General features: G+C 35.0%; 19 protein-coding genes. 12 read left to right on the plus strand and 7 right to left on the minus strand.

Annotation, left to right across the window (positions count from 1 at the left end; translation table 11 throughout):
- Positions 1 to 92: 92 nt before the first annotated feature.
- A complete protein-coding gene (locus AC6CHK_RS06885) occupies positions 93 to 1235 on the minus strand; it encodes a DEAD/DEAH box helicase (protein WP_498094824.1) in 1143 nt (380 codons plus the stop codon).
- Positions 1236 to 1620: 385 nt separating this feature from the next.
- Here AC6CHK_RS06885 and pncA point away from each other — a divergent pair, with 385 nt between their 5' ends.
- A complete protein-coding gene (pncA, locus tag AC6CHK_RS06890; protein ID WP_498094826.1) occupies positions 1621 to 2226 on the plus strand; it encodes a bifunctional nicotinamidase/pyrazinamidase in 606 nt (201 codons plus the stop codon).
- 203 nt (positions 2227 to 2429) lie between these two features.
- Here the strand turns inward: pncA and AC6CHK_RS06895 are convergent, their stop codons facing one another.
- The gene (locus AC6CHK_RS06895; RefSeq protein ID WP_498095121.1) at positions 2430 to 3389 is read right to left on the minus strand and encodes a pseudouridine synthase; all 960 of its coding nucleotides are present in this window, start codon (positions 3387 to 3389) and stop codon (positions 2430 to 2432) included.
- Positions 3390 to 3784: 395 nt separating this feature from the next.
- On the opposite strand from AC6CHK_RS06895, the gene aroB reads away from it, so the two are divergent.
- The 3 genes from aroB (at position 3785) to AC6CHK_RS06910 (ending at position 6526) form a co-directional block, all read left to right on the plus strand.
- On the plus strand, positions 3785 to 4831 hold the full coding sequence (gene aroB / locus AC6CHK_RS06900) for a 3-dehydroquinate synthase (protein ID WP_498094828.1): 1047 nt from the start codon (positions 3785 to 3787) through the stop codon (positions 4829 to 4831).
- A gap of 252 nt (positions 4832 to 5083) precedes the next feature.
- Complete coding sequence (locus tag AC6CHK_RS06905; RefSeq protein WP_498094830.1) at positions 5084 to 5737, plus strand: porin family protein; 654 nt, start codon at positions 5084 to 5086, stop codon at positions 5735 to 5737.
- Positions 5738 to 5947: 210 nt separating this feature from the next.
- Complete coding sequence (locus AC6CHK_RS06910; RefSeq protein ID WP_498094831.1) at positions 5948 to 6526, plus strand: porin family protein; 579 nt, start codon at positions 5948 to 5950, stop codon at positions 6524 to 6526.
- A 72-nt stretch (positions 6527 to 6598) separates the two neighbouring features.
- Here AC6CHK_RS06910 and purF read toward each other — a convergent pair whose 3' ends face one another.
- The 5 genes from purF to AC6CHK_RS06935 form a co-directional block, all read right to left on the minus strand.
- On the minus strand, positions 6599 to 8098 hold the full coding sequence (purF, locus tag AC6CHK_RS06915) for an amidophosphoribosyltransferase (protein WP_498094833.1): 1500 nt from the start codon (positions 8096 to 8098) through the stop codon (positions 6599 to 6601).
- Between the two features lie 105 nt (positions 8099 to 8203).
- Positions 8204 to 8926: a phosphoribosylaminoimidazolesuccinocarboxamide synthase gene (gene purC / locus AC6CHK_RS06920; protein ID WP_498094835.1), complete on the minus strand. Its 723-nt coding sequence runs from the start codon at positions 8924 to 8926 to the stop codon at positions 8204 to 8206.
- A gap of 69 nt (positions 8927 to 8995) precedes the next feature.
- On the minus strand, positions 8996 to 9691 hold the full coding sequence (locus tag AC6CHK_RS06925) for a DUF3307 domain-containing protein (RefSeq protein ID WP_498094837.1): 696 nt from the start codon (positions 9689 to 9691) through the stop codon (positions 8996 to 8998).
- Between the two features lie 2 nt (positions 9692 to 9693).
- Positions 9694 to 10299: a SatD family protein gene (locus tag AC6CHK_RS06930; RefSeq protein ID WP_498094839.1), complete on the minus strand. Its 606-nt coding sequence runs from the start codon at positions 10297 to 10299 to the stop codon at positions 9694 to 9696.
- Between the two features lie 74 nt (positions 10300 to 10373).
- The gene (locus AC6CHK_RS06935) at positions 10374 to 12275 is read right to left on the minus strand and encodes an endonuclease (RefSeq protein WP_498094841.1); all 1902 of its coding nucleotides are present in this window, start codon (positions 12273 to 12275) and stop codon (positions 10374 to 10376) included.
- 212 nt (positions 12276 to 12487) lie between these two features.
- Between AC6CHK_RS06935 and AC6CHK_RS06940 the strand changes: the two genes are divergently transcribed.
- From AC6CHK_RS06940 to infC, 8 genes are all read left to right on the plus strand, one after another.
- The gene (locus AC6CHK_RS06940; RefSeq protein WP_498094843.1) at positions 12488 to 13627 is read left to right on the plus strand and encodes an acyl-CoA dehydrogenase family protein; all 1140 of its coding nucleotides are present in this window, start codon (positions 12488 to 12490) and stop codon (positions 13625 to 13627) included.
- A gap of 185 nt (positions 13628 to 13812) precedes the next feature.
- Positions 13813 to 16785 (plus strand): reprolysin-like metallopeptidase, encoded by a 2973-nt coding sequence (locus AC6CHK_RS06945; RefSeq protein WP_498094845.1) that lies wholly within the window; start codon positions 13813 to 13815, stop codon positions 16783 to 16785.
- Positions 16786 to 16974: 189 nt separating this feature from the next.
- Positions 16975 to 17442 carry a pyrophosphohydrolase domain-containing protein gene (locus AC6CHK_RS06950; RefSeq protein ID WP_498094847.1) on the plus strand — a complete coding sequence of 156 codons (468 nt, stop codon included), beginning with the start codon at positions 16975 to 16977 and terminating at the stop codon, positions 17440 to 17442.
- A complete protein-coding gene (locus AC6CHK_RS06955; protein ID WP_498094849.1) occupies positions 17443 to 18003 on the plus strand; it encodes a TlpA family protein disulfide reductase in 561 nt (186 codons plus the stop codon).
- A gap of 9 nt (positions 18004 to 18012) precedes the next feature.
- Complete coding sequence (locus AC6CHK_RS06960) at positions 18013 to 18618, plus strand: DUF4230 domain-containing protein (RefSeq protein ID WP_498094851.1); 606 nt, start codon at positions 18013 to 18015, stop codon at positions 18616 to 18618.
- A 10-nt stretch (positions 18619 to 18628) separates the two neighbouring features.
- Positions 18629 to 18811 (plus strand): hypothetical protein, encoded by a 183-nt coding sequence (locus AC6CHK_RS06965; protein ID WP_498094853.1) that lies wholly within the window; start codon positions 18629 to 18631, stop codon positions 18809 to 18811.
- A gap of 163 nt (positions 18812 to 18974) precedes the next feature.
- On the plus strand, positions 18975 to 20894 hold the full coding sequence (thrS, locus tag AC6CHK_RS06970; protein ID WP_498094855.1) for a threonine--tRNA ligase: 1920 nt from the start codon (positions 18975 to 18977) through the stop codon (positions 20892 to 20894).
- Between the two features lie 146 nt (positions 20895 to 21040).
- Positions 21041 to 21541, plus strand: a complete 501-nt coding sequence (infC, locus tag AC6CHK_RS06975; protein WP_034676299.1) for a translation initiation factor IF-3 — start codon at positions 21041 to 21043, stop codon at positions 21539 to 21541.

Here is a 21541-nt window from a genome sequence, read left to right on the forward strand (position 1 = left end):
GAATTGCGTAAATTTATCAAAATATCGAGAAATTTAAATATAAAAAAAGCTTCAAATTATACTAAAATTGAAGCTTAAAATTTAAGTTTACATTAATAACCGTGCAGATCAAGACCTTCTGTTCTTTGTAAAGTCACTTTCTTTCCCATTTTCTTCTGAATTACTCTGAAATGTTGCAGTTCGTCATCAGTAAGAATATTGATTGCAGTTCCTTTTTCGTTGGCACGGCCCGTTCTACCAATTCGGTGAATATAATCTAAAGGCGAACGTGGCAACTCGTAATTGATGACACAAGGCAAAGATTCGATGTGAATACCACGACCAATTAAGTCAGTTGCAACTAAAATTTGAGCCCCGTTTACTTTAAATTCTTCTAAATTATTTCTTCGCGCACCTTGCGATTTCTGACTGTGAATCGCAACCGCTTTTATTTTATTTTTCTTCAGTTTTTCAACCAAATTATCTGCAGATCTTGTTGACGAAACAAAAATCAATGCCTTTTCAACTTTCTTTTCTTTAATTAAATAACGTAAAAATGGGCCTTTATCTTCCCGAGAAACATGATAAGCCAATTGCTCGATATTGTCAATTTCAATTTCTTCTTTTTTAATTTCAATTATCACGGGATTGATGGATAAGCGTTCCTTCATTTCAGAAACTTTATCATTTAAAGTCGCAGAAAATAAAATTGTCTGCTTGGCAACAGGCATCATTGCGAAAAGTTTATTCATTTCTTCACCAAAACCCAGTTGAAACATTTTATCTGCCTCGTCAATCACCAAATGTCGGATTCCTGAGATACTTAACGCATTATGATCAATTAAATCCAATAAGCGGCCGGGAGTTGCGATCAGAACTTCTACCCCAAACATCCCTTTCATTTGCGGATTGATAGAAACGCCGCCATAAACTGCCATTGTACGAACTTCGCGCTTCAGATTTTCTGTAAAAGCTCTGAAAACTTCATCAATCTGAATCGCCAATTCTCGTGTTGGAACCAATATCAAAACCTGAACATTCCGGTCTTTTTTAACTTCCGCATTTTGCAGTTTTTCTAAAATTGGCATTACAAAACAAGCCGTTTTTCCGGAACCGGTTTCTGCAATTCCCATCAGATCTTTTCCCTGCAAAATAACGGGAACAGCCTGCTCCTGAATTGGAAATGGCTTTAGATAACCCAATTTGTTGACGGAATGAATAATGTTGTGTGATAATCCTAACGATTCAAATGACATAAAAATACTTATTTCCTGCAAAGATAAGTTATTGGTATTTGGTTTATATCCTGAAAGCGAAATAGTAATTGTTTTTATAATAAAGAGATTTTGTTTTGTTGGAAAATTGCAAAGACGCAAAAGTTTTTAATTTCAATACTGCTTTAAGGCGCAAGAAAATCAAAGATTTTCAGCAATAGTTTGGTTTGAATGAAATCAATTTTATCGAAGATAAAATCCTTGCGCCTTAAAACATAATGCTAATTATAATTTGCGCCTTTGCGATGACCAACCAGAAAACATTTGTATTAAATGTAAATGCCGTTTTGTCCGATAATTAAGAATTGGACAATTTTTTGAGTATTAGTTTTTTGTAAATTTATCAAAAATTCGAGAATTTTAAAGTATGAAAAAAGCATTAATAATAGTAGATGTACAGAATGATTTTTGTGAAGGCGGAGCATTAGCAGTTCCCGGAGCCAATGAAATTATTCCTTACATCAATCTTCTGATGGAAGAAAACGAATACGACCAGATTATTCTGACTCAGGATTGGCATCCCGCCAACCATAAAAGCTTTGCAAGCAATAACGGAAAAAAAGTAGGCGAAAGCATTATCTTAAATGGTGTTCCGCAGTTTATGTGGCCGGATCATTGTGTGGAAGGAACTTTTGGAGCAGAATTTCATAAAGATCTGAACAGAGAAAAAGTAACGCACATCATTCAAAAAGGTAAGAATCCTGAAATTGACAGCTACAGCGGGTTTCAGGATAACAATCATTTTATGAAAACTGGTTTGGATGACTTTTTAAAATATCATGATATTCAATTGTTGGAAATTGTAGGTCTTGCGATGGATTATTGTGTCAAATTTACCTGTACTGATGCCGCTGCAAACGGATATGTAACCTGTCTTCACTTTAATGGGACGCGTGCAGTAAACGTAAAACCCGATAACGGAAAAGATGCAATTTTTGAAATGCTTCAGAAAGGAGTGACGATTTTGGGGTAGAATTTAATAAGTAATTAGCAATTATTCTAATAATTATTTTTGAAGGAAATAAAGAATATGTTTAGAGTTTTAGATTTTTCCTTCGTCAGAATGACAATATTATAATCAAAAAAACGACGCTGGAATTTCCAGCGTCGTTTCTTATTTCAATTAAAAAATTACAAATTAAAACTCATAATTTATAACTCAAAACTTATAACTTATTAAAGCATTTTCAAGTTGTTCACTTCCAATTCTGTTAAAATTCTCCAGTGACCTCTTTTGATGTTTTTCTTTGTCAGTCCAGCAAACATCACTCTGTCAAGAGCTTCCACTTCGTATCCTAATCTTTGGAAAATTCTTCTGATGACACGATTCCAGCCGATATGGATTTCAATTCCTATTTCATTTTTAGGCTTACCTTCAATGAACGAAATCTGATCTACTTCTGCAACCCCTTCTTCCAGACGAATACCTTCAGCGATCAGCTTCATATCTTCATTTGTCAGCTTTTTATCCAAAGTTACGTGATAGATTTTTTTGGCGTCAAATGAAGGATGCGTCAATTTCTTGGTCATGTGTCCGTCATTGGTCAAAAGAATAACTCCGGTCGTTGAACGGTCCAATCTTCCGACAGGGAAAACACGGTACGGGGAAGCGTTGGCAACCAAATCCATTACTGTTTTTCTTGCTTTGTCGTCTTTTGTTGTAGAAATATATCCTTTTGGCTTGTTCAAAAGTACATAAACAGGCTTTTCGGGAGTGATATTCTGTCCGTCGAAAACTACTTTATCCGTTTTCTGAACCTGGTAACCCATTTCTGTCACCACTTTTCCGTTGACTTCTACCAAGCCTTGAACAATCAGCTCATCAGCTTCTCTCCTGCTGCAAATTCCTGAGTTTGCGATGTATTTATTAAGACGAATCGTATCTTTATGTACGTCTTTTTCAACCTTTTTGAATCTTCTTTTCTGTACAAAAGACCTTGCTCTGTCGTCATCTCTGTCGGTTTCGCTTCCGGGTCTTCTTCCGTATTTTAAGCTTCCTCTTTCGTATTTTCCTCTTGTATCAAAGTTTTTTGCGTCACCTCCTCTTTTGAAGTTGGTCTTTTTGAAAGATGATCTCTCTTCACTTTGATTGGATACGAATGGTTCTTTTTCAGTTTTTGAATATTTCTTTTCCATTCGACTCTCATAGCTGGTATCAGATCTCCTAGAATCGGGTTTTTTAAAACTTTTAGAGCTGTCTGTATCTGTATCTCTATCGCTTCTGCTGAAGGGCTTTTTCTCAAATTTTGATGGGCCGTTTTCATTTCTATCTTTTGGGTCAAAACTTCTTCCGCCAGTTTTAGAAAATGGTTTTTTGAAAGATTTTGAATCTGAAGAATTTCCAGATTTAGGAGAGCGAGGACTGTCCGAATTTCTAGTTGAAGATCTCGGCTTTTTTGGTCTTCCTGAATTATTATTGTCTCTGCTCATTCTAAATATTTTTGCAAAGATAGTAATTTAGTTACGAGTTAAAAATTAAGAATCATAACTTTGTACATTGTTTGCTTATTAATTTATTTAAAAATCAAAAGATGATTACTTTTTTAGACCAACATTTTTCTCAACTCAACGATTTTCTTAGCGAAAAAACATTCAGCAAAATATTTATTCTTGTAGACGAAAATACACACGAATACTGTCTTCCAATACTTTTAGGAAATTTGGAAACAGAAATCAGTTTTGAGATTCTTGAAGTTGAGCCCGGCGAAGAAATGAAAAATATTCAGACGGTCACTCAATTGTGGGAAATTTTAACGGAAATGCAGGCCGACCGAAAAGCTTTGATCATCAATCTTGGTGGTGGCGTAATCACAGATATGGGTGGTTTTGTGGCTTCAACCTACAAAAGAGGAATTCATTTTATCAATATTCCGACGACGCTTTTGTCGATGTGTGATGCGTCAATCGGCGGAAAAACAGGAATTGACCTGATGCATTATAAAAATATGGTGGGAACTTTCAGCTTTCCGGATCAGATTTTTGTTTATCCTAAATTTTTAGAAACACTTCCTTTTAAAGAGTTACTGAGCGGTTTTGCAGAAATGCTGAAACATGGCTTAATTGCAGATAAAATTCATTGGGAAAACCTTATCCAGATTCAAAAGCTGGATCCGGAAAGTGTGATTCCCCATATTCAGACTTCGATGGATATCAAGCAGGAAGTTGTTGAAAAAGACTTTCATGAAAAAAATATAAGAAAAACTTTGAATTTTGGACACACGATCGGCCATGCCGTGGAAAGTCTGTGCCTTGAAAAAGAAACTCCTATTTTGCATGGTGAAGCTGTAGCTTTAGGAATAATCTGTGAAACTTATCTTTCGTATCTCGAAGGTTTGATTTCAAAAGAAACTTCAGAAACCATCATCGAAAACATAAAGAAATATTATTGTTTTATCGATATCAGTGAATTTAAAGATGAAGATATTTTTTCACTTTTATTGAATGATAAAAAGAATATAGATGCTAAAATCAATTTTTCGCTACTTTCAGATGTTGGTAAATGCATATTTGATCATCAGTGTCAATCTGAAAACATTCAAAAATCAATCGACTTTTATAGAAAATTAAGCGGGTTTTAATATTCAAATACCATTTTTTCGTAAATATTTTAATTTTTTCTAATGAGCTTAAATAGATAGTTTTTTCGATCTTATATACTTGGTATTTAGGTAGATAAAAATATGTTGTTTTTGATTTATGGTTTGTTAAAACCTGATATTTATCATCATTTTCAACTTTGGCAGACTATTTGAAAGATACCACTCGTCAAACTGAAAAAGTTTGGTAGTAAAATTTAAAATTAGAATAGTAAATATTAAAAATTTAAAGTTATGAAAAAGTTAATTTTAAGCTTAGCAGTTATTACAAGCTCATTAGCATTCGCTCAGACGACAACGACAACTTCTACTTCATCCATGTCAACTTCACCAGTTAGATTTGGTATCAAAGCAGGAATGAACGTTTCTTCATTATCAAGCGATGGTACTTTGGATGATCAAGGTTCAAAAATAGGTTTCAATGCAGGTTTATTTGCAAATATTCCTATCGCAGAATCTTTCAGCATTCAGCCGGAAGTACTTTATAGCCAATATGGAGATAAATATGATGACACAAATATCGCAGGAAACAGAATTTCTTACGCAAGACATTTAGATTATATCGCTGTACCTGTAATGTTCCAGTACAATTTTGTGCCGAACTTTTATGTAGAAGCTGGTCCTGAATTCGGATTTTTAGTTAGTGCTAAAAACAAATTGAAAAATGAATCAGATAATGATGTAATCAACGAATCTGGTGACTATAAAGATAATCTGAATGGTTTCAATGTAGGAATCGGTTTAGGAGCTGGTTATTATTTCACAGACAATATTGGTATTACTGCAAGATATGTAGCAGGTGTTACTGATATCGCTAAAGACAGACCTGAAAGTTCTGATGCAATCAGAAACAATGTTTTCCAGGTAGGTTTGGCTTACAAATTCTAAGGATTTAGAAACAATTTTAATTTCAATAAAGAAGACCAGGCTTAATTTTAAGTCTGGTCTTTTACATTTAAACAAATAAATTCAAAACAGAAAAATTAATTTACTTTTTATACCATATTAAGCTTTTTATTACTGATTATTTCATAAATTAATATTTTTTGGCAAGAAATTTGCTTAATGAGAAGTGAAAATTAAAAATTCTAATAACTCATGAAAAAATTACTATTAAGTTTTGCAGTTGCTATGACTTCATTAGCATTTGCGCAAGAAAAGGCTGCATCTTCACCTTCTGTAAAATTTGGCTTGAAGGCTGGCCTTAACGTTTCTTCAATTTCCGCAGACGATTCAAAAGCAAAAGCTGGAATATATGGTGGCGCATTTGCAAACATTCCGGTGGCAAGCTCTTTCAGCGTTCAGCCAGAAATTCTATATAACGGAGTTGGTTCCAAATATGACGGAGAATCTGATCTAAGACTGAATCTTGATTATATCTCAATTCCTGTAATGTTTCAGTATAATGCGCTTCCTAATCTTTATCTGGAAGCCGGGCCACAATTTGGATTTTTAATTAACTCAAAACTGAAAAGTGACGTCGGATCTTTTGATGCAGATGATGTTTTTAAGGGCTTTGATGTTGGAATAGGTCTTGGAGCGGGATATTATTTCACTGATGATTTCGGAGTTACGGCAAGATTTGTAGCCGGTCTAAATGATATTGTTGATAATAATCCGGGAGATGCTGTAAGAAACAATGTATTTCAGGTAGGAGTTGCTTATAAATTTAAATAAGAAACTATTATCAATAAAAAATGTCAGACTTAGTTTTAAGTCTGACATTTTTTGTATCTGGTTTGCTATTTCTTAGCTAAATAATTCTATTTCTTCGCCTTTTCCTACAGGATATTCTTCTGTAAAACATCCGAAGCAATGGTTGGCTGATCCTAAAATATCTTTCAGATTATCTGTACTCAAAAACTCTAAAGAATCTACTCCTAAATAATTTCTAAGTTCTTCCGTTGTCATATTGGCAGAAATCAAATCGTCTTTTGAAGGCGTATCGATTCCCAAATAACAAGGCGCAATAATTGGCGGTGAAACACTTCTGAAGTGAATTTCCTTTACACCAGCTTCTTTTAGAATTTTAACCAGTCTTTTAGAAGTCGTTCCACGAACAATTGAATCGTCGATGATTACAACTCTTTTACCTTTGATTTCAGAAATAATCGGGTTCAATTTTAAGTTCACTACCCTTTCTCTCATTTCCTGAGTTGGTACGATAAAACTTCTTCCGATATATCTGTTTTTAATCAAAACCGGACGGAAAGGTATTCCCGAAGCTTTTGAAAACCCAATTGCAGCAGGAACTCCCGAATCCGGAACTCCAATGACAATATCAGCTTCTACAGGTGCCTGATGCCAGATTTTCTCACCCGATTTTTCTCTGATTTCGTAAACATTGATATTTTCTAAAGTCGAGTCGGGTCTTGCAAAATAAATATATTCGAAAGAACAGATTCTTTGCTTTCCTCTCTCTTCGTTTACCATGTAAGAATTCAGTTTTCCAGGCTCATTTTCATTGGTATAAATGATTTCTCCCGGTAAAATATCTCTTACATATTGAGCGCCAACTGCATCTAAAGCTACAGATTCCGAAGCTACAACATATGTTTTTTCGTCAACCGCACCCAAAACCAAAGGTCTGATTCCGTTGAAATCTCTGAAAGCGAAAAACTTATTTCTCGTCATTCCAACAACAGAATAAGCTCCTTCAATTTTCTCCATTGTCGCCTTAATAGCTCCACGAAGACCTAAATCAAGATTTTTTTGAATTAATCTTAAAATAACTTCAGAATCCGAAGTCGCTCTGAAAACAACTCCTTCAGCTTCTAACTCTTGTTTCAGCTCTCTCGCGTTGGTTAAATTACCGTTGTGAGCAATGGAAAGTATAATCTGGTCATATTCGTTTTTTGCGAAAAATGGCTGAAAATTATATTTCTTTTTATCTCCCGCAGTCGTGTAACGAGTGTGCCCGATTGCAGAATTTCCCATAAAAGCTTCAGGATCCTGGATCTCTTTATAAACATCCAAAACCAAACCTTCATCCTTCATATTGGTAATTTTCCCGTCTTTAAGAACGGAAATACCACAAGCTTCCTGGCCTCTGTGCTGTAACGCAAAAAGCCCGAACTGCGAAAGAGAAAACGTATCAAGATCATTGTCAGAATACATTCCGAAGATACCGCACTCCTCATTCGGAGCATCCAGTCTTTCTTCTTCCTGCGTTCTGAAAAGATTTCTTCCGTAGGTTTGGTTTTCAAATTGTTTTAAATATTCACTTTTATGAATGTCTAAACTTTTCATTTCTATTTTTTCTAATCTAGATTTATTTTGATAGATCATTAATTAGATGAAAAATTAAATATTATGTTAAATACAAAACTTAACATCTAATTTTTATCTAAAATCTTACTTGCCAAGTAAAGTTTTCAGCCTGTTGTAAATTTCAACATAAGCTTCAGTAACTTCTCCTAAGTCTCTTCTGAATCTGTCTTTATCCAGTTTCTTCATGGTATCTTTATCCCAAAGTCTGCATGTGTCAGGAGAAATTTCGTCTGCAAGGATAATTTCACCTGTAGAAGTTTTTCCTAATTCGATTTTGAAATCAACCAAAATAATATTCATTTTATCAAAAAGATCGATCAGAATGTCGTTGATATCAGAAGTCAATTCGTACATTTCGTCAAGCTCATCGTAAGTAGCTGCACCCAAGAAAACAGCGTGGTGATCGTTGATCAGTGGATCTCCCAATTCATCTTTTTTGTAGCAGATATCGAAAATCGTAACCGGCGATTTGATTCCTTCCTCAACTCCTAATCTTTGGGCCATGCTTCCTGCAGAATAGTTTCTCACAACCATTTCCAGAGGAATAATGGATACTTTTTTTACCAATTGCTCTCTTTCGTTCAATTGTTTAATGAAATGAGTCTTAATTCCTTTTTCATTTAAATATTCAAAAATAAGAGTGGTAATGGCGTTGTTCATTTCGCCTTTCAGATCAACTTGTCCTTTTTTCTGAGCATTAAACGCGGTTGCATCGTCCTTAAAACGCACTACAACTTCATCAGGATTGTCGGTAGCAAATACCTGCTTTGCTTTACCTTCGTACAACATTTCTTTCTTTTGACTCATAATTTTTACTTTTTTTAAGGAATCCGTGAATCTACGATTTCCAATTGTAATTTAGATTTATATATTTTTTTACTTAATTAAAATACCTGTTAAAACCGCCATTCCAAAGCTTAAAAGCGTTCCGATCAATACATATTCAGTGAGCTTTCTCTGCTTAGCCTGCGCCAGATCGCTGAACCTGAAAACAGATTTTGCAGCGACCATAAAACCAACGCCTTCCCAATGATCTACCAAAATAAAGGTGAAAACCAATAACCGTTCGAGGATTCCTATATATTTTCCGGCACTTGATAAAGATTCGGTTTGTATGTTGCTTTGTGTTTCCGGAACGGGCGTCCATGAAGACAATAATGTTTTAATAAAAATAGATGCCGGTGTCGTTAAAAATAACGCCGCCACTATTATTTTCAATAAATTCTGGTCTTTTAAAAATTCAAAATTAAATTCTTTACAATAAAACGAAATTCCGGCAATCACTAAAATATGCAGAGCCTGATCAATAAAAAACCATCTTTTTTTGTTTTTAATCGTTTGGAAATTCAATTTTGCAGCATCAATAATAAAGTGTGAAATCCCCACTAAAACCGCAACCCACCAAAGCTGAATATCCCAAAGTAAAATGAAACTTAAAACCGTGTGAATCAAAACATGAAGATACAGATATTTGCTCTTCATTTTTTTATTTTCTTTATCTAAAACCCAAGAATTTGGCTGGAAAACAAAATCTCCAAATAAATGTGCCAATATGAGTTTAGTAAAAATCATGTTTACAGTTCTGCAATTTTTTTTCTAAAATATTGATTGGTTTCTACGATAAGATCGTAGTTTGCGCGTTTCAGGCGTTGGCTTATTGACGATTGTGTAATTGTAAATTTTTTTGCCAAATCTTCCTGTGTAATGTCCTGATTCATAATCATTTCATGAATGATTTCAGAAGTCGCCATCGTCCAGTTGTCAAAATCTTTTGAAGACCATTTCAACAAAATATTTAAATCTCTGTCTAAAAGATCGTTGGTGGTTTTTATCGCAACGGTGTGTCCGTCACTTTTCAGATCATTTAATAATCTGCCTGAATGTACATAAGCTGTACCGTTGGATTCTGTAATTTTTTCGGACAGGAAACTTTCGTCGCCAATGCCAATGGCAATCCTCACATCTAAATTTTCCTGACTTTTTATAAGAGATTTGATAGCTAAGAAATGCCAGAAAACATCATCAATATTACATTTGAACTGAAATTCGTCGCCTCTGTAGATTTCCCATGTTTGAGGTGCACTTCCCCAATTTCCGAGAAGATTTTTAAGTTTGTTGATCCAAACCCCCGTTTCTGCGCGTTGCGAATTTATAATATCACCGGTAATGACCGCTACCATTTTGCAAATATAAGCATAATAACTTATAAATAAAATAGATAAGAAGCATCAATTATTGATATTTATTATGAAGATTATTTCTTGATAAACGTATACGTTTTATTGTTGATCTGCAATAAGTAAGTTCCTGAAGATAAGATTTGTACAGAAATATTTTTCTTGTTTTTAAATGGATTTTTTTCTTTATAAATAATCTTTCCTGAGAAATCTAAAATCTGTATCACTTTTACATCATTCGTATTTCCTTCTACAAAAATGTTTTCATGCACAGGATTTGGATAAATTTTAAATTCATTCTCATCAATATAATGTACGTCTGAAGTGGAAAGAACGCCCAAATTCTGGCAATAATCGGTAGCAAAGGAATCCCATTCGCTGCTGTTAAAAACCGAATTTGGCTGATCGATATTGCTTTTTCTGTAAAGAGAAATATCCGCATTGGAATTATTCATAAATTTTGTTCCGATTGCGTCAATTGTTACCGTTTTATTATATGCTAATTCTATATAATTTGTCCCGGAAAACGTCATCGCGTCAGAAGCCGTTAAAAATTGAGCGTTGCTGTTTGTATAACATGGAAGTGACGCATTTGGATTTAAAACCACAAAACTTTCATTATTTGCTATTTTTCCTTCCAATTCGTAGGTATCTCCTAAATAATAATTTCCGCTCGTGGTGTTTTGAAACTGGATATTAAGGCGATAATTGTTGAGATTGACTTCGTGTCCTGTTTTATTAATGATTTCTAAAGCTTTATTATTTCCTGTTCCTTCAATATATTTTAAAATGATAAGATCTTTTGCATAAGAATCTGAAGCTAAAGTTGTGACAGTTACCATATTGCTGCTTGTAGATTCTAAATATCCTTTGTCAAAAGCTTTTACCGTAAAAGTATAGGCGGTTGAAGGCAGCAGATGATCAATCGAAATTGAAGTATTTTTAGTGGTAGAAATTGGTGTTGTAGCGCCATCCATATATATTCTGTAGCCTAAAATATCGGTATCTGCAGTTGGATTCCAGCTCAAATTGACAAAATGTGCATTTTGCCGTGTTGATACCAATGATGAAGGAGCAGATGGCGCAATTGAATCCGGTGTTTCAGACCAGATTAAATTTACCCATTCAGGATGATCAATAAAAGGATTTCTGTTTTTTTGAATAATGTAAACGGCATTATTTCTGTCAATTTCTTTCTGAGAAACAGGATCCAGCGTATGCCATTGTTTCAGCATCTGAATATAAGGCAAATCGATAGCTCTTTCTTCTGTACCGTCAAAAGGGCATTGATCTGTTGTGGGAGTAATGGTTGCCGATGTGCTGTATGCGGTATTAAAAGATCCTAATTTCCCTTCATATCTTACAACAAAATACAATAAAGTTCTCGCAATATCGCCTTTAAATTCATCAATAGGCTCATAAACCCTTCCCGTATAAGGGTAATTGGGCATGGCTGCATTGCTCATTCGCGAACCGTTTGTAAAATTATAGAAATTGGTATTTCCGCCAATTCCGTACGGATAATTATTTCGTAATGAATTGATTCTTGCATCAACAGGAATTATAAAATTCAAATCCGAATACATTGGATAATCGCTAATACTTGAGCTTGTACTGAAAGTACTTTGAGGAATCATATGCTCTCTGTTGTATCCCAAACCTTCGGCTCCTGCTCCACTTGTTAAATTTGCAGAAGTGTATTCATAAGCATCCGGACCTGAAGGAATTTCAGAATAAATATCTAATAAAATCGTAGTATTGTTTGCCCCATAATCATAATATTTATCCAAATCCGTCTGATTGTAAAAAATAGGAAGGTCGCCATAATGCCAGTTGATATTTTTAGCCGAAATGATGTTGTGAATCTTAGATTTCAATGCATAACCTGTTAATCCGGAAGTTCCGTCATAATATCCCGAAGGAATCTGAGCTGAAATATAAGTTGAAATAAAAATTATAGGCAGTAAAAATTTTTTCATTCTTTGAAATTTGATGACTAATTTAGTTAATTTTTATATCTTTACATGAAATTGTTCCATTAAAAATTTGTTAATTATAAAATATAATAATCTGAAATATAAATAATTAAGCAAAAAACCTATTGTTTATGATAATTTATTTTCGTATTTCAGCAATTTAAGTATCTTTGAAGACTAACTTATTATTAAAGAAGACTAACTTATTATTAAATATGAATACAGAATCTATTAACAACATTAAAATGATAGCCGAAACGGCAAAAGAATTTGCTGAGAAGAATATAAGACCCAATATTATGGAATGGGACGAAAGTCAGACTTTTCCAAAAGAACTGTTTCATCAATTAGGTGAAATGGGCTTTATGGGAATTGTAATTCCTGAGCAATATGGTGGTTCTGGTCTTGGTTATCACGAGTATGTTGCTATTCTGGACGAGATTTCTCAGGTAGATCCTTCGATTGGGCTTTCTGTAGCAGCGCACAACTCGTTGTGTACCAACCATATTTACGAATTCGGAAACGAAGAGCAAAGAAACAAATGGCTTCCTCAATTGGCAACCGGAAAAGTAATCGGAGCTTGGGGATTGACGGAACATAATACAGGTTCGGATTCTGGCGGTATGTCTACAACGGCGATAAAAGATGGTGACGACTGGATCATCAACGGTGCTAAAAACTTTATCACACACGCTATCTCGGGAGACATCGCTGTCGTAATGACAAGAACCGGTGAAAAAGGAGCAAAAAATAATTCTACTGCTTTTGTTTTAGAAAAGGGAATGGCAGGCTTTAGTTCCGGTAAAAAAGAAAACAAGCTTGGGATGCGTGCTTCCGAAACGGCAGAATTGATTTTTGACAACGTTCGTGTGCCGGATTCTCACCGTTTGGGAGAAGTTGGTGAAGGTTTCAAACAGGCTATGAAAATTCTGGATGGCGGAAGGATTTCTATTGCAGCTTTAAGTTTAGGAACAGCAAAAGGAGCTTATAAAGCAGCTTTAAAATATGCAAAAGAAAGGCATCAGTTCGGAAAATCTATTGCAAGCTTTCAGGCAATTAATTTTATGCTTGCAGATATGGCAACAGAAATTGATGCTGCCGAACTTTTGATACAGAGAGCTTCCACTTTGAAAAACGCCAAACAAAAAATGACAAGAGAAGGCGCAATGGCAAAATTATATGCTTCAGAAGCGTGTGTAAGAATTTCAAACAATGCAGTGCAGATTTTTGGGGGTTACGGATATACAAAAGACTTCCCTGCCGAGAAATATTACAGAGATTCAAAACTTTGTACTATTGGAGAAGGAACTTCAGAAATCCAAAGACTGGTTATAGGAAGAGATATCACTCAATAATTTCTAATAAAAGATATTTAAATAGCACACAATTATTGTGTGCTATTTTTTTTGAATAATTTTAATTTATGTGCAATGCATTGCATAGTTAATATGTTAAATTATCAAAAATGTATTAATATTTTTCGCTTCTCATTATAATATTTTTTATAGCTTTGATATTCCACAATCAAATTACTATTTATATGAGAAAACAATTATTGATGATTGGAATGCTTTTTATTACAGGCGTTTCTTTCGCTCAGACCGATCGTCTATGGTCTGAAAATTCCGGAAAATCAACTTCAGAGACTTTCGAAAACAAAAAATTCGTTAACAATCCAAAAGTTTACAGTTTGGATATTAATGGTTTGAAAAATGTACTTGCCAAAGCTCCTAAAAGATTAGCTGCACGAGAAAAATCGGAGGTCATTGTCTCCTTTCCAAATTCGGAAGGCAGGATGGAAAACTTTAAAGTTAAAGAAAACTCTAATTTTGATCCGCAACTGGCTGCCAAATATCCAGACATTAAATCTTATGTCGGTGAAGGTCTCGATGATCCCAACTCTACTGTTTATTTCAGTATTTCTCCGCTCGGATTGTCTTCAATGGAAATATATGGTGATAAATCTGCTGTTTTTATTGAGCCTTACACCAAAGATTTATCGACTTATGTAGTTTATAAAAAAACAGACAAAAAAGAAAGCCTTAATAAGTTTGAATGTACGGTAATTGATGTTGCGCAAAAAGGCATTGCCAATACGGCAGCAAGACCAAATGCCGATGATGCAAAATTAAGAACATTCAGATTAGCACTTTCGTGTACAGGAGAATATACGGCTTATTTTGGAGGAACAAAAGCAAATGCTTTGGCGGCAATGAACAACACAATGACCCGTGTAAATGGAGTTTTTGAAAAAGATTTTGCTTCGAGAATGGTGCTTATTGCCAATAATGATGCTGTGATTTATACAAGTGCTTCGACAGATCCATACTCATCTGCTTCTTCTCTAAATAAATGGAATTATGAGCTTATGCAGGCTTTAAGCAGTACTATTGGAAACAATAATTTCGACATTGGTCATTTGTTTGGAGCATCTGGCGGAGGCGGAAATGCGGGATGCATTGGTTGTATATGTAGTAATGATATGTCAACTTCTACATATCAGGGAACGTTATATCCAAACAATTATAAAGGAAGCGGATATACTTCACCTGCTGATGGTATACCTTCTGGAGACAATTTTGATATTGATTATGTTGCTCATGAATTGGGACACCAATATGGTGGAAATCATACTTTCTCACATTCTAGTGACGAAATAACAGGGAACAATATGGAGCCGGGTTCCGGATCAACAATCATGGGATATGCAGGAATTACAGCACAGGATGTTCAGCCACATTCAGATTCTTTTTTTCATGCAATAAGCGTTCAGCAAATTACGGATAATATAAAAACAAAAACATGTTCAGCTGATACTGCAACAGGAAATTCAATACCAACAGCAAATGCAGGTTTAGATTATACGATTCCTAAAAGTACTCCATTTATGCTTACAGGAACCGGATCCGATACCAATAATGATCCTTTGACTTATATTTGGGAACAAATGGACAGCGTTACCTCTACTTCTCAGACAGGATCAAGCTCAGCAGCAAGCGCCACAAAAACCATCGGACCCAATTTCAGATCTTGGACGCCAACAGCTTCACCTGTAAGATATTTTCCGAAAATGTCTTCAGTTTTAACTGGAGCTACCACAACTTCAGGTTCTGAAATTACTGTTGAAGCTCTTTCTTCAGTAGCCAGAACATTAAATTTCAGATTTACAGTTCGTGATAACAGAGCAGGAGGTTCAGGAAATAATTCTGATGATGCAAGAATTACGGTTAATTCAACGGCAGGACCATTTAATATTACTTCACAAAATTCTGCCACAAGTTACACGGGCGGAAGTTCTCAAACGATAACGTGGAATGTAGCAGGAACTACAGCAAACGGTGTTAATACTGCGAATGTTGATATTCTTTGGTCAACAGACAATGGAAACACATGGACGACTTTATTGGCAGCAACACCCAATGACGGATCTCAGGCGGTAACAATTCCAAATGCTTCTACTACAAGCGGAAGAATTATGGTAAAAGGCACGAATCATATTTTCTTTGATGTAAATAATGCCAATATATCCGTAAATGCTTCTTCGGGAGGTACAGATACGGTTGCCCCAACAGCTCCTGTTCTTGCAGCTTCAGGAACGACTTCTACAAGTACCAATCTTTCTTGGAGCGGCGCTACGGATGCGGTAGGTGTTACGGGTTATGATGTTTATCAGGGAAGTTCATTGATAGGTTCTACCGCATCAACCACTTATATGGTAACAAGTCTTACGCCTTCAACAACCTACAGCTTCACGGTAAAAGCCAAAGATGCTGCAGGAAATATTTCTGCTTCCAGTAATTCTGTAAGTGTTACAACTCTTGCAGGAACCACAGTTACTTATTGTTCTGCTTCAGCTACAAATACATCTGACGAAAGAATTGGAAATGTAAAATTCGGAACCATAAATAATACGTCTACAGGTACGGCAGGCTACGAAAACTTCACTTCAGTTTCTACGAATGTGACAAGAGGCAGCGCTTACACGATTTCTGTAACGCCTGTTTGGACTTCTACTAAATATAATGAAGCATATGCAATATACATCGATTATAATAAAGACGGAGATTTCACAGACAGCGGCGAAAAGGTTTGGACGAAATCAGGTTCTACAACATCGCCTGTTACCGGAAGTATCACAATTCCGGCATCAGCAACTCTCGGAACTACAAGAATGAGAGTAATGATGCAGTATAATGCTATTCCATCATCTTCTTGTGGAAGTTATACTTACGGGCAGGTTGAAGATTACACCCTGAATATAGGAGGTTCTACCGCAAAAGGAGAAATAGATACAAAAGATTTATTCACAGATATCAAGCTTTATCCAAATCCGGTAAAAGATATCCTGAATGTTTCAAATACAACTTCAGAGGAATATAAAATCTTTGATTTGGCCGGAAAAATGATTCAATCAGGAAAGTTTGAGCGTGGTTCTGCAAATGTAAACAACCTCGTTACAGGAGCATATCTTATTCAGATTGGAGAAATCTCAAAAAAATTTATCAAAAAATAATCATTTTTAATATAATTTTGAAGAGACTGTCCGGAAACGGGCAGTCTTTTTTATAGTCGAAGCATCTCAATTTTAATTAAAAAATAAATTCTTGCGTCGTTTAGAATGACAAACCGTAAAAACTAAACTCTAATTTCTAGCTTCTAACTTCTAAAAATTTTATATTTGTCATAAAATTTAAAAAAATTCATGGATAAAATTGATAGCCTGAACCAAGTAGCAGAATTCCATACTACTTTCAAAGCCCCTATTTTAGATACACCACAAATTCCTTCTCCCGAAAGATGCAATCTTCGTGTTGAGCTTTTACAGGAAGAATTAAACGAATTGAAGCAGGCAATTGCAGACAATAATATCGTAGAAATTGCTGATGCGCTTTGCGATTTGCAATATGTATTGAGCGGCGCTGTTCTGGAATTTGGTCTTGGCAGCAAATTTGTAGAACTATTCAATGAAGTTCAGCGGTCTAATATGTCTAAAGCTTGCGATAATGAAGAACAGGCACAGGAAACAGTTGAATTTTACAAAGAAAAAGATGTTGAATCTTTCTACGAAAAGTCAGGTGAAAAGTTTAATGTTTATAGAAAAGCCGATCACAAGGTTTTAAAAAACAAATACTACTCTCCTGCCGATTTAAAAACAATTATTGAAAAATAGATGAAAAAAAACATTACCAAACTACTTCTTGTTTCAACATTAGCACTGGCAACTCATCAGGTAAATGCCCAGAAAGTTGTTGTAAACCGTGAAGTTGAAACCCAAAATGACGGCAAAATGCTTTTGGGGCATCAGCTGAAAGATCAGTTCGTGAAAGAGCCTTACGCCAGCTGGTATGTAAAAGAGCATGATGAATACGCACTCGACCAAAAAGCAGTCGGAGAATTAAAAAAAGAAAAAATAAATTCTTACAGTCTTATTGTTTTTCTGGGAACATGGTGCGAAGACAGTCATCGGGATTTTCCTAGACTCGTGAAAATTCTGGAAGAAGTAAATTATCCAGAAAGCAAATTGACCATTATTGCAGTAAACCGCAAAAAGGAATCTCCGACGGGTGATGAAGTAAAATACAATATTCATAAAGTTCCTACAATTATTGTTGAAAAATATGGCAAAGAAGTTGGAAGAATAATAGAAATGCCTACAACAGGCTATATTGAAAGAGATTTGGTTGAAATTTTGAAAAAAGACGACCAATCCGTAATCAAAGAAATTTTTTAATAAATAGGTTTGAAAAATATAAAAGTAATAATATCATTTGTTGCAGGAATTCTCCTGATGCTAATTCTGTTTTTCAGTTTCAGGTCTTGTCTTAATATTAGTAATAAAACCGAAAAATCTGATTATTATATTCTGACCAATCAAATCGCCAAGATGAATAAAATGGTGGTTTTGGAGCAGGATATTTCTTCAATGCAGAAAACCAAAATGGGCTACGAATTTTTCGGAAGAGAAATGACCAGCAACAGCATTATTACCTACACGAAAACAAATGCGCAGGTTTCTTACGATTTGAATAAGATGAAAATAGAAGTTGATTCTGTCAACAAAAAACTTACGATTACAGAATTGCCTGACGCAGATATCAGAATCACACCAAGCGTAGAAATTCAGTCGCTTGACGATTCTTTTTTAAACAGGATTTCTGAAAAAGATATCAAAAATGTACAGCAAAAAGCAAAACAAACAGCAATAAAATCTGTTGACCAAAATAGACTGAGAAATGAAGGCCGACAACAATTAATGAAAAATCTTAATAATATTTTCGTTTTGGCAAAGGCTTTGAATTACACCATAGAAGATAAAACCGGGCAACTCGGTTTTTCAGCACTTTAAATCAAAAGCTATGGACTCAAAAGACGATAAAAAAAAGAAAGAACCTGCAAACTCTGCAGAAACAAGAAAACAAAATGAAGATTTTCGAAATATTCCTTCTTCTTCACAGAAACAAAATCCACCAGATGTTGATAAAGAAGACGTTCAGGAATCTTCCAAAAACAAATCAGGAAAAACAGATAATACTAAGTGAAAGCTTAGTATTTTTTTATTTAAAGAAAATTCTTTTTTGAAAATAAAAAACTAATCAACGTCAAAATTTAAAATAAATTGTATTTTTTGTGAATTATCATGTTACAATTTCTCAAAGAGATAAAAAATGCGTATTTTTGCAGCTTAAAATTTCTTAGTAAACAATGATAAAAATTACACTTCCAGACAATAGCGTCAAAGAATTTGAAGGAGAAGTTACTCCTTTGGATGTGGCAAAATCTATAAGCGAGGGATTGGCTAGAAATACCATTTCCGCAGTTGTAAACGGCACACAAGTCGAGACCACCACGCCTATCACCACAGATTCTACGGTACAGCTTTTGACATGGAATGATGATCTTGGAAAGAAAGCTTTCTGGCATTCTTCTGCTCACCTTTTGGCGCAGGCGATCCTTGAATTTTATCCGAATGCTAAGTTGACAATCGGTCCTGCAATTGAAAACGGGTTTTATTATGATGTAGATTTTGGTGACGAAAGCTTATCTGAAAAAGATTTTGAGAAGATCGAAAAGAAGTTGTTGGAAAATGCTAAAAAAGGTTCAACTTTCTCTTTATACCCTGTTTCTAAAGAAGAAGCTTTAAAAACTTATGCAGATAACCCTTATAAAGTTGAATTGATTTCTAATCTGAATGACGGAGAGATCACTTTTGTAACGCATGACAATTTTACAGACCTTTGTCGTGGCGGTCACATTCCGAATACCGGAATTGTGAAAGCTGTAAAAATTTTGAATGCGGCCGGAGCTTACTGGAGAGGAAATGAAAAAAATCCTCAGCTGACAAGAGTTTATGGTATTTCTTTTCCAAAACAAAAAGAATTAACCGAATATCTTGAAAGATTAGAAGAGGCAAAAAGAAGAGATCACAGAAAATTAGGCAAAGAATTAGGGATTTTTGCTTTCTCAGAAAAAGTAGGTTCAGGTTTACCACTTTGGTTGCCAAAAGGTACAGCTTTAAGAAGAAAATTAGAAAATTTCCTTTCTGATGCTCAGAAAAAGGGAGGTTACGAATTTGTAATGACGCCACATATCGGAGCTAAAGAATTATATGTAACTTCAGGACATTGGGATAAATATGGCGCAGACAGTTTTCAGCCGATCAAAACGCCAAATGAAGGTGAAGAGTTTATGCTAAAGCCAATGAACTGCCCGCATCACTGCGAAATTTATAAAACGTCGCAATGGAGCTACAGAGATTTGCCAAAAAGATATGCAGAATTCGGAACAGTTTACAGATATGAACAAAGTGGCGAGCTTCACGGTTTGACAAGAGTTCGTGGATTTACCCAGGATGATGCCCACCTTTTCTGTACTCCGGATCAGTTGATGGACGAATTTAAGAAAACGATTGATTTGGTTCTTTATGTTTTCGGTTCACTTGGATTTGCAGATTTTACAGCTCAAATTTCATTAAGAGATCCTGAAAATAAAGAAAAGTATATAGGTTCAGACGAGAACTGGGAAAAAGCAGAAACAGCCATCGTTACCGCAGCAAAAGAAAAAGGATTGAATACCATTACAGAATATGGCGAAGCTGCATTCTACGGCCCAAAGCTGGATTTTATGGTAAAAGATGCTTTAGGAAGAAAATGGCAGCTGGGAACGATCCAGGTTGATTACAATTTACCGGAAAGATTTGATCTTACCTACATTGGAAACGATAATGAAAAGCACAGACCGGTAATGATTCACAGAGCGCCATTTGGCTCTATGGAGCGTTTTATCGCAATATTACTGGAAAATACTGCAGGTGATTTCCCTTTATGGTTGAGTCCCGATCAGTTTACAATATTACCAATCAGCGAAAAATATGTAGATTATTCTAAAAAAGTTTCACAATTTTTAGAAAATAACGATATTAGCGGATTAATTGACGACAGAAATGAAAAGACGGGTAAAAAGATCCGTGATGCGGAATTGAAAAAAATTCCTTTCATGCTTGTTGTAGGCGAAAATGAAGAAAGAGATGGCACAATTTCTGTACGCAGACGTGGAGAAGGAGATCTTGGAGTAATGAATATGGATGAGTTTGTAGCGTATTTCAAGAATGCAGCAAAAATATAAGTATTAAAAGATTTAAATAGTAAGAATAAAAGGTAATTTTGATCTTTTAATTAAAAATTAGTTATTAACCAATAAAATATAAAGCAATAGCACAAAGATTTAACAACAGAGGCCCACAAAGACGTCCACCTCAGGAGGACTTACATATGATAAACGATAAGATCCGTGTACGGGAACTTCGTTTGGTGGGCGACAACGTAGAACCGGGAATTTTCCCGATTGACAAAGCGAGACAAATTGCCAAAGAACAGGAATTAGATTTGGTCGTGATTTCAGACAAAGCTGAACCCTTTATTGCGAGAATATTAGACTATAAAAAGTTTTTATACGAGCAAAAGAAAAAGCAAAAAGAACTTAAAGCAAAACAAATAAAAGTGGTTGTCAAAGAGATTCGTTTCGGACCTCAGACAGATGAGCACGATTATGACTTCAAAAAGAAGCATGCTGAAAAGTTCTTGGAGGAAGGTTCAAAGTTAAAAACCTACGTATTTTTCAAAGGACGTTCAATTATCTTCAAAGATCAGGGTGAGATTTTACTTCTAAAACTCGCTCAGGAATTGGAGCATGTTGGAAAAGTTGACCAGCTTCCTAAACTGGAAGGCAAAAGAATGATTATGATGATGAGTCCTAAAAAACCAGCTAAATAA

Source organism: Chryseobacterium sp. GQ58, assembly GCF_059758895.1.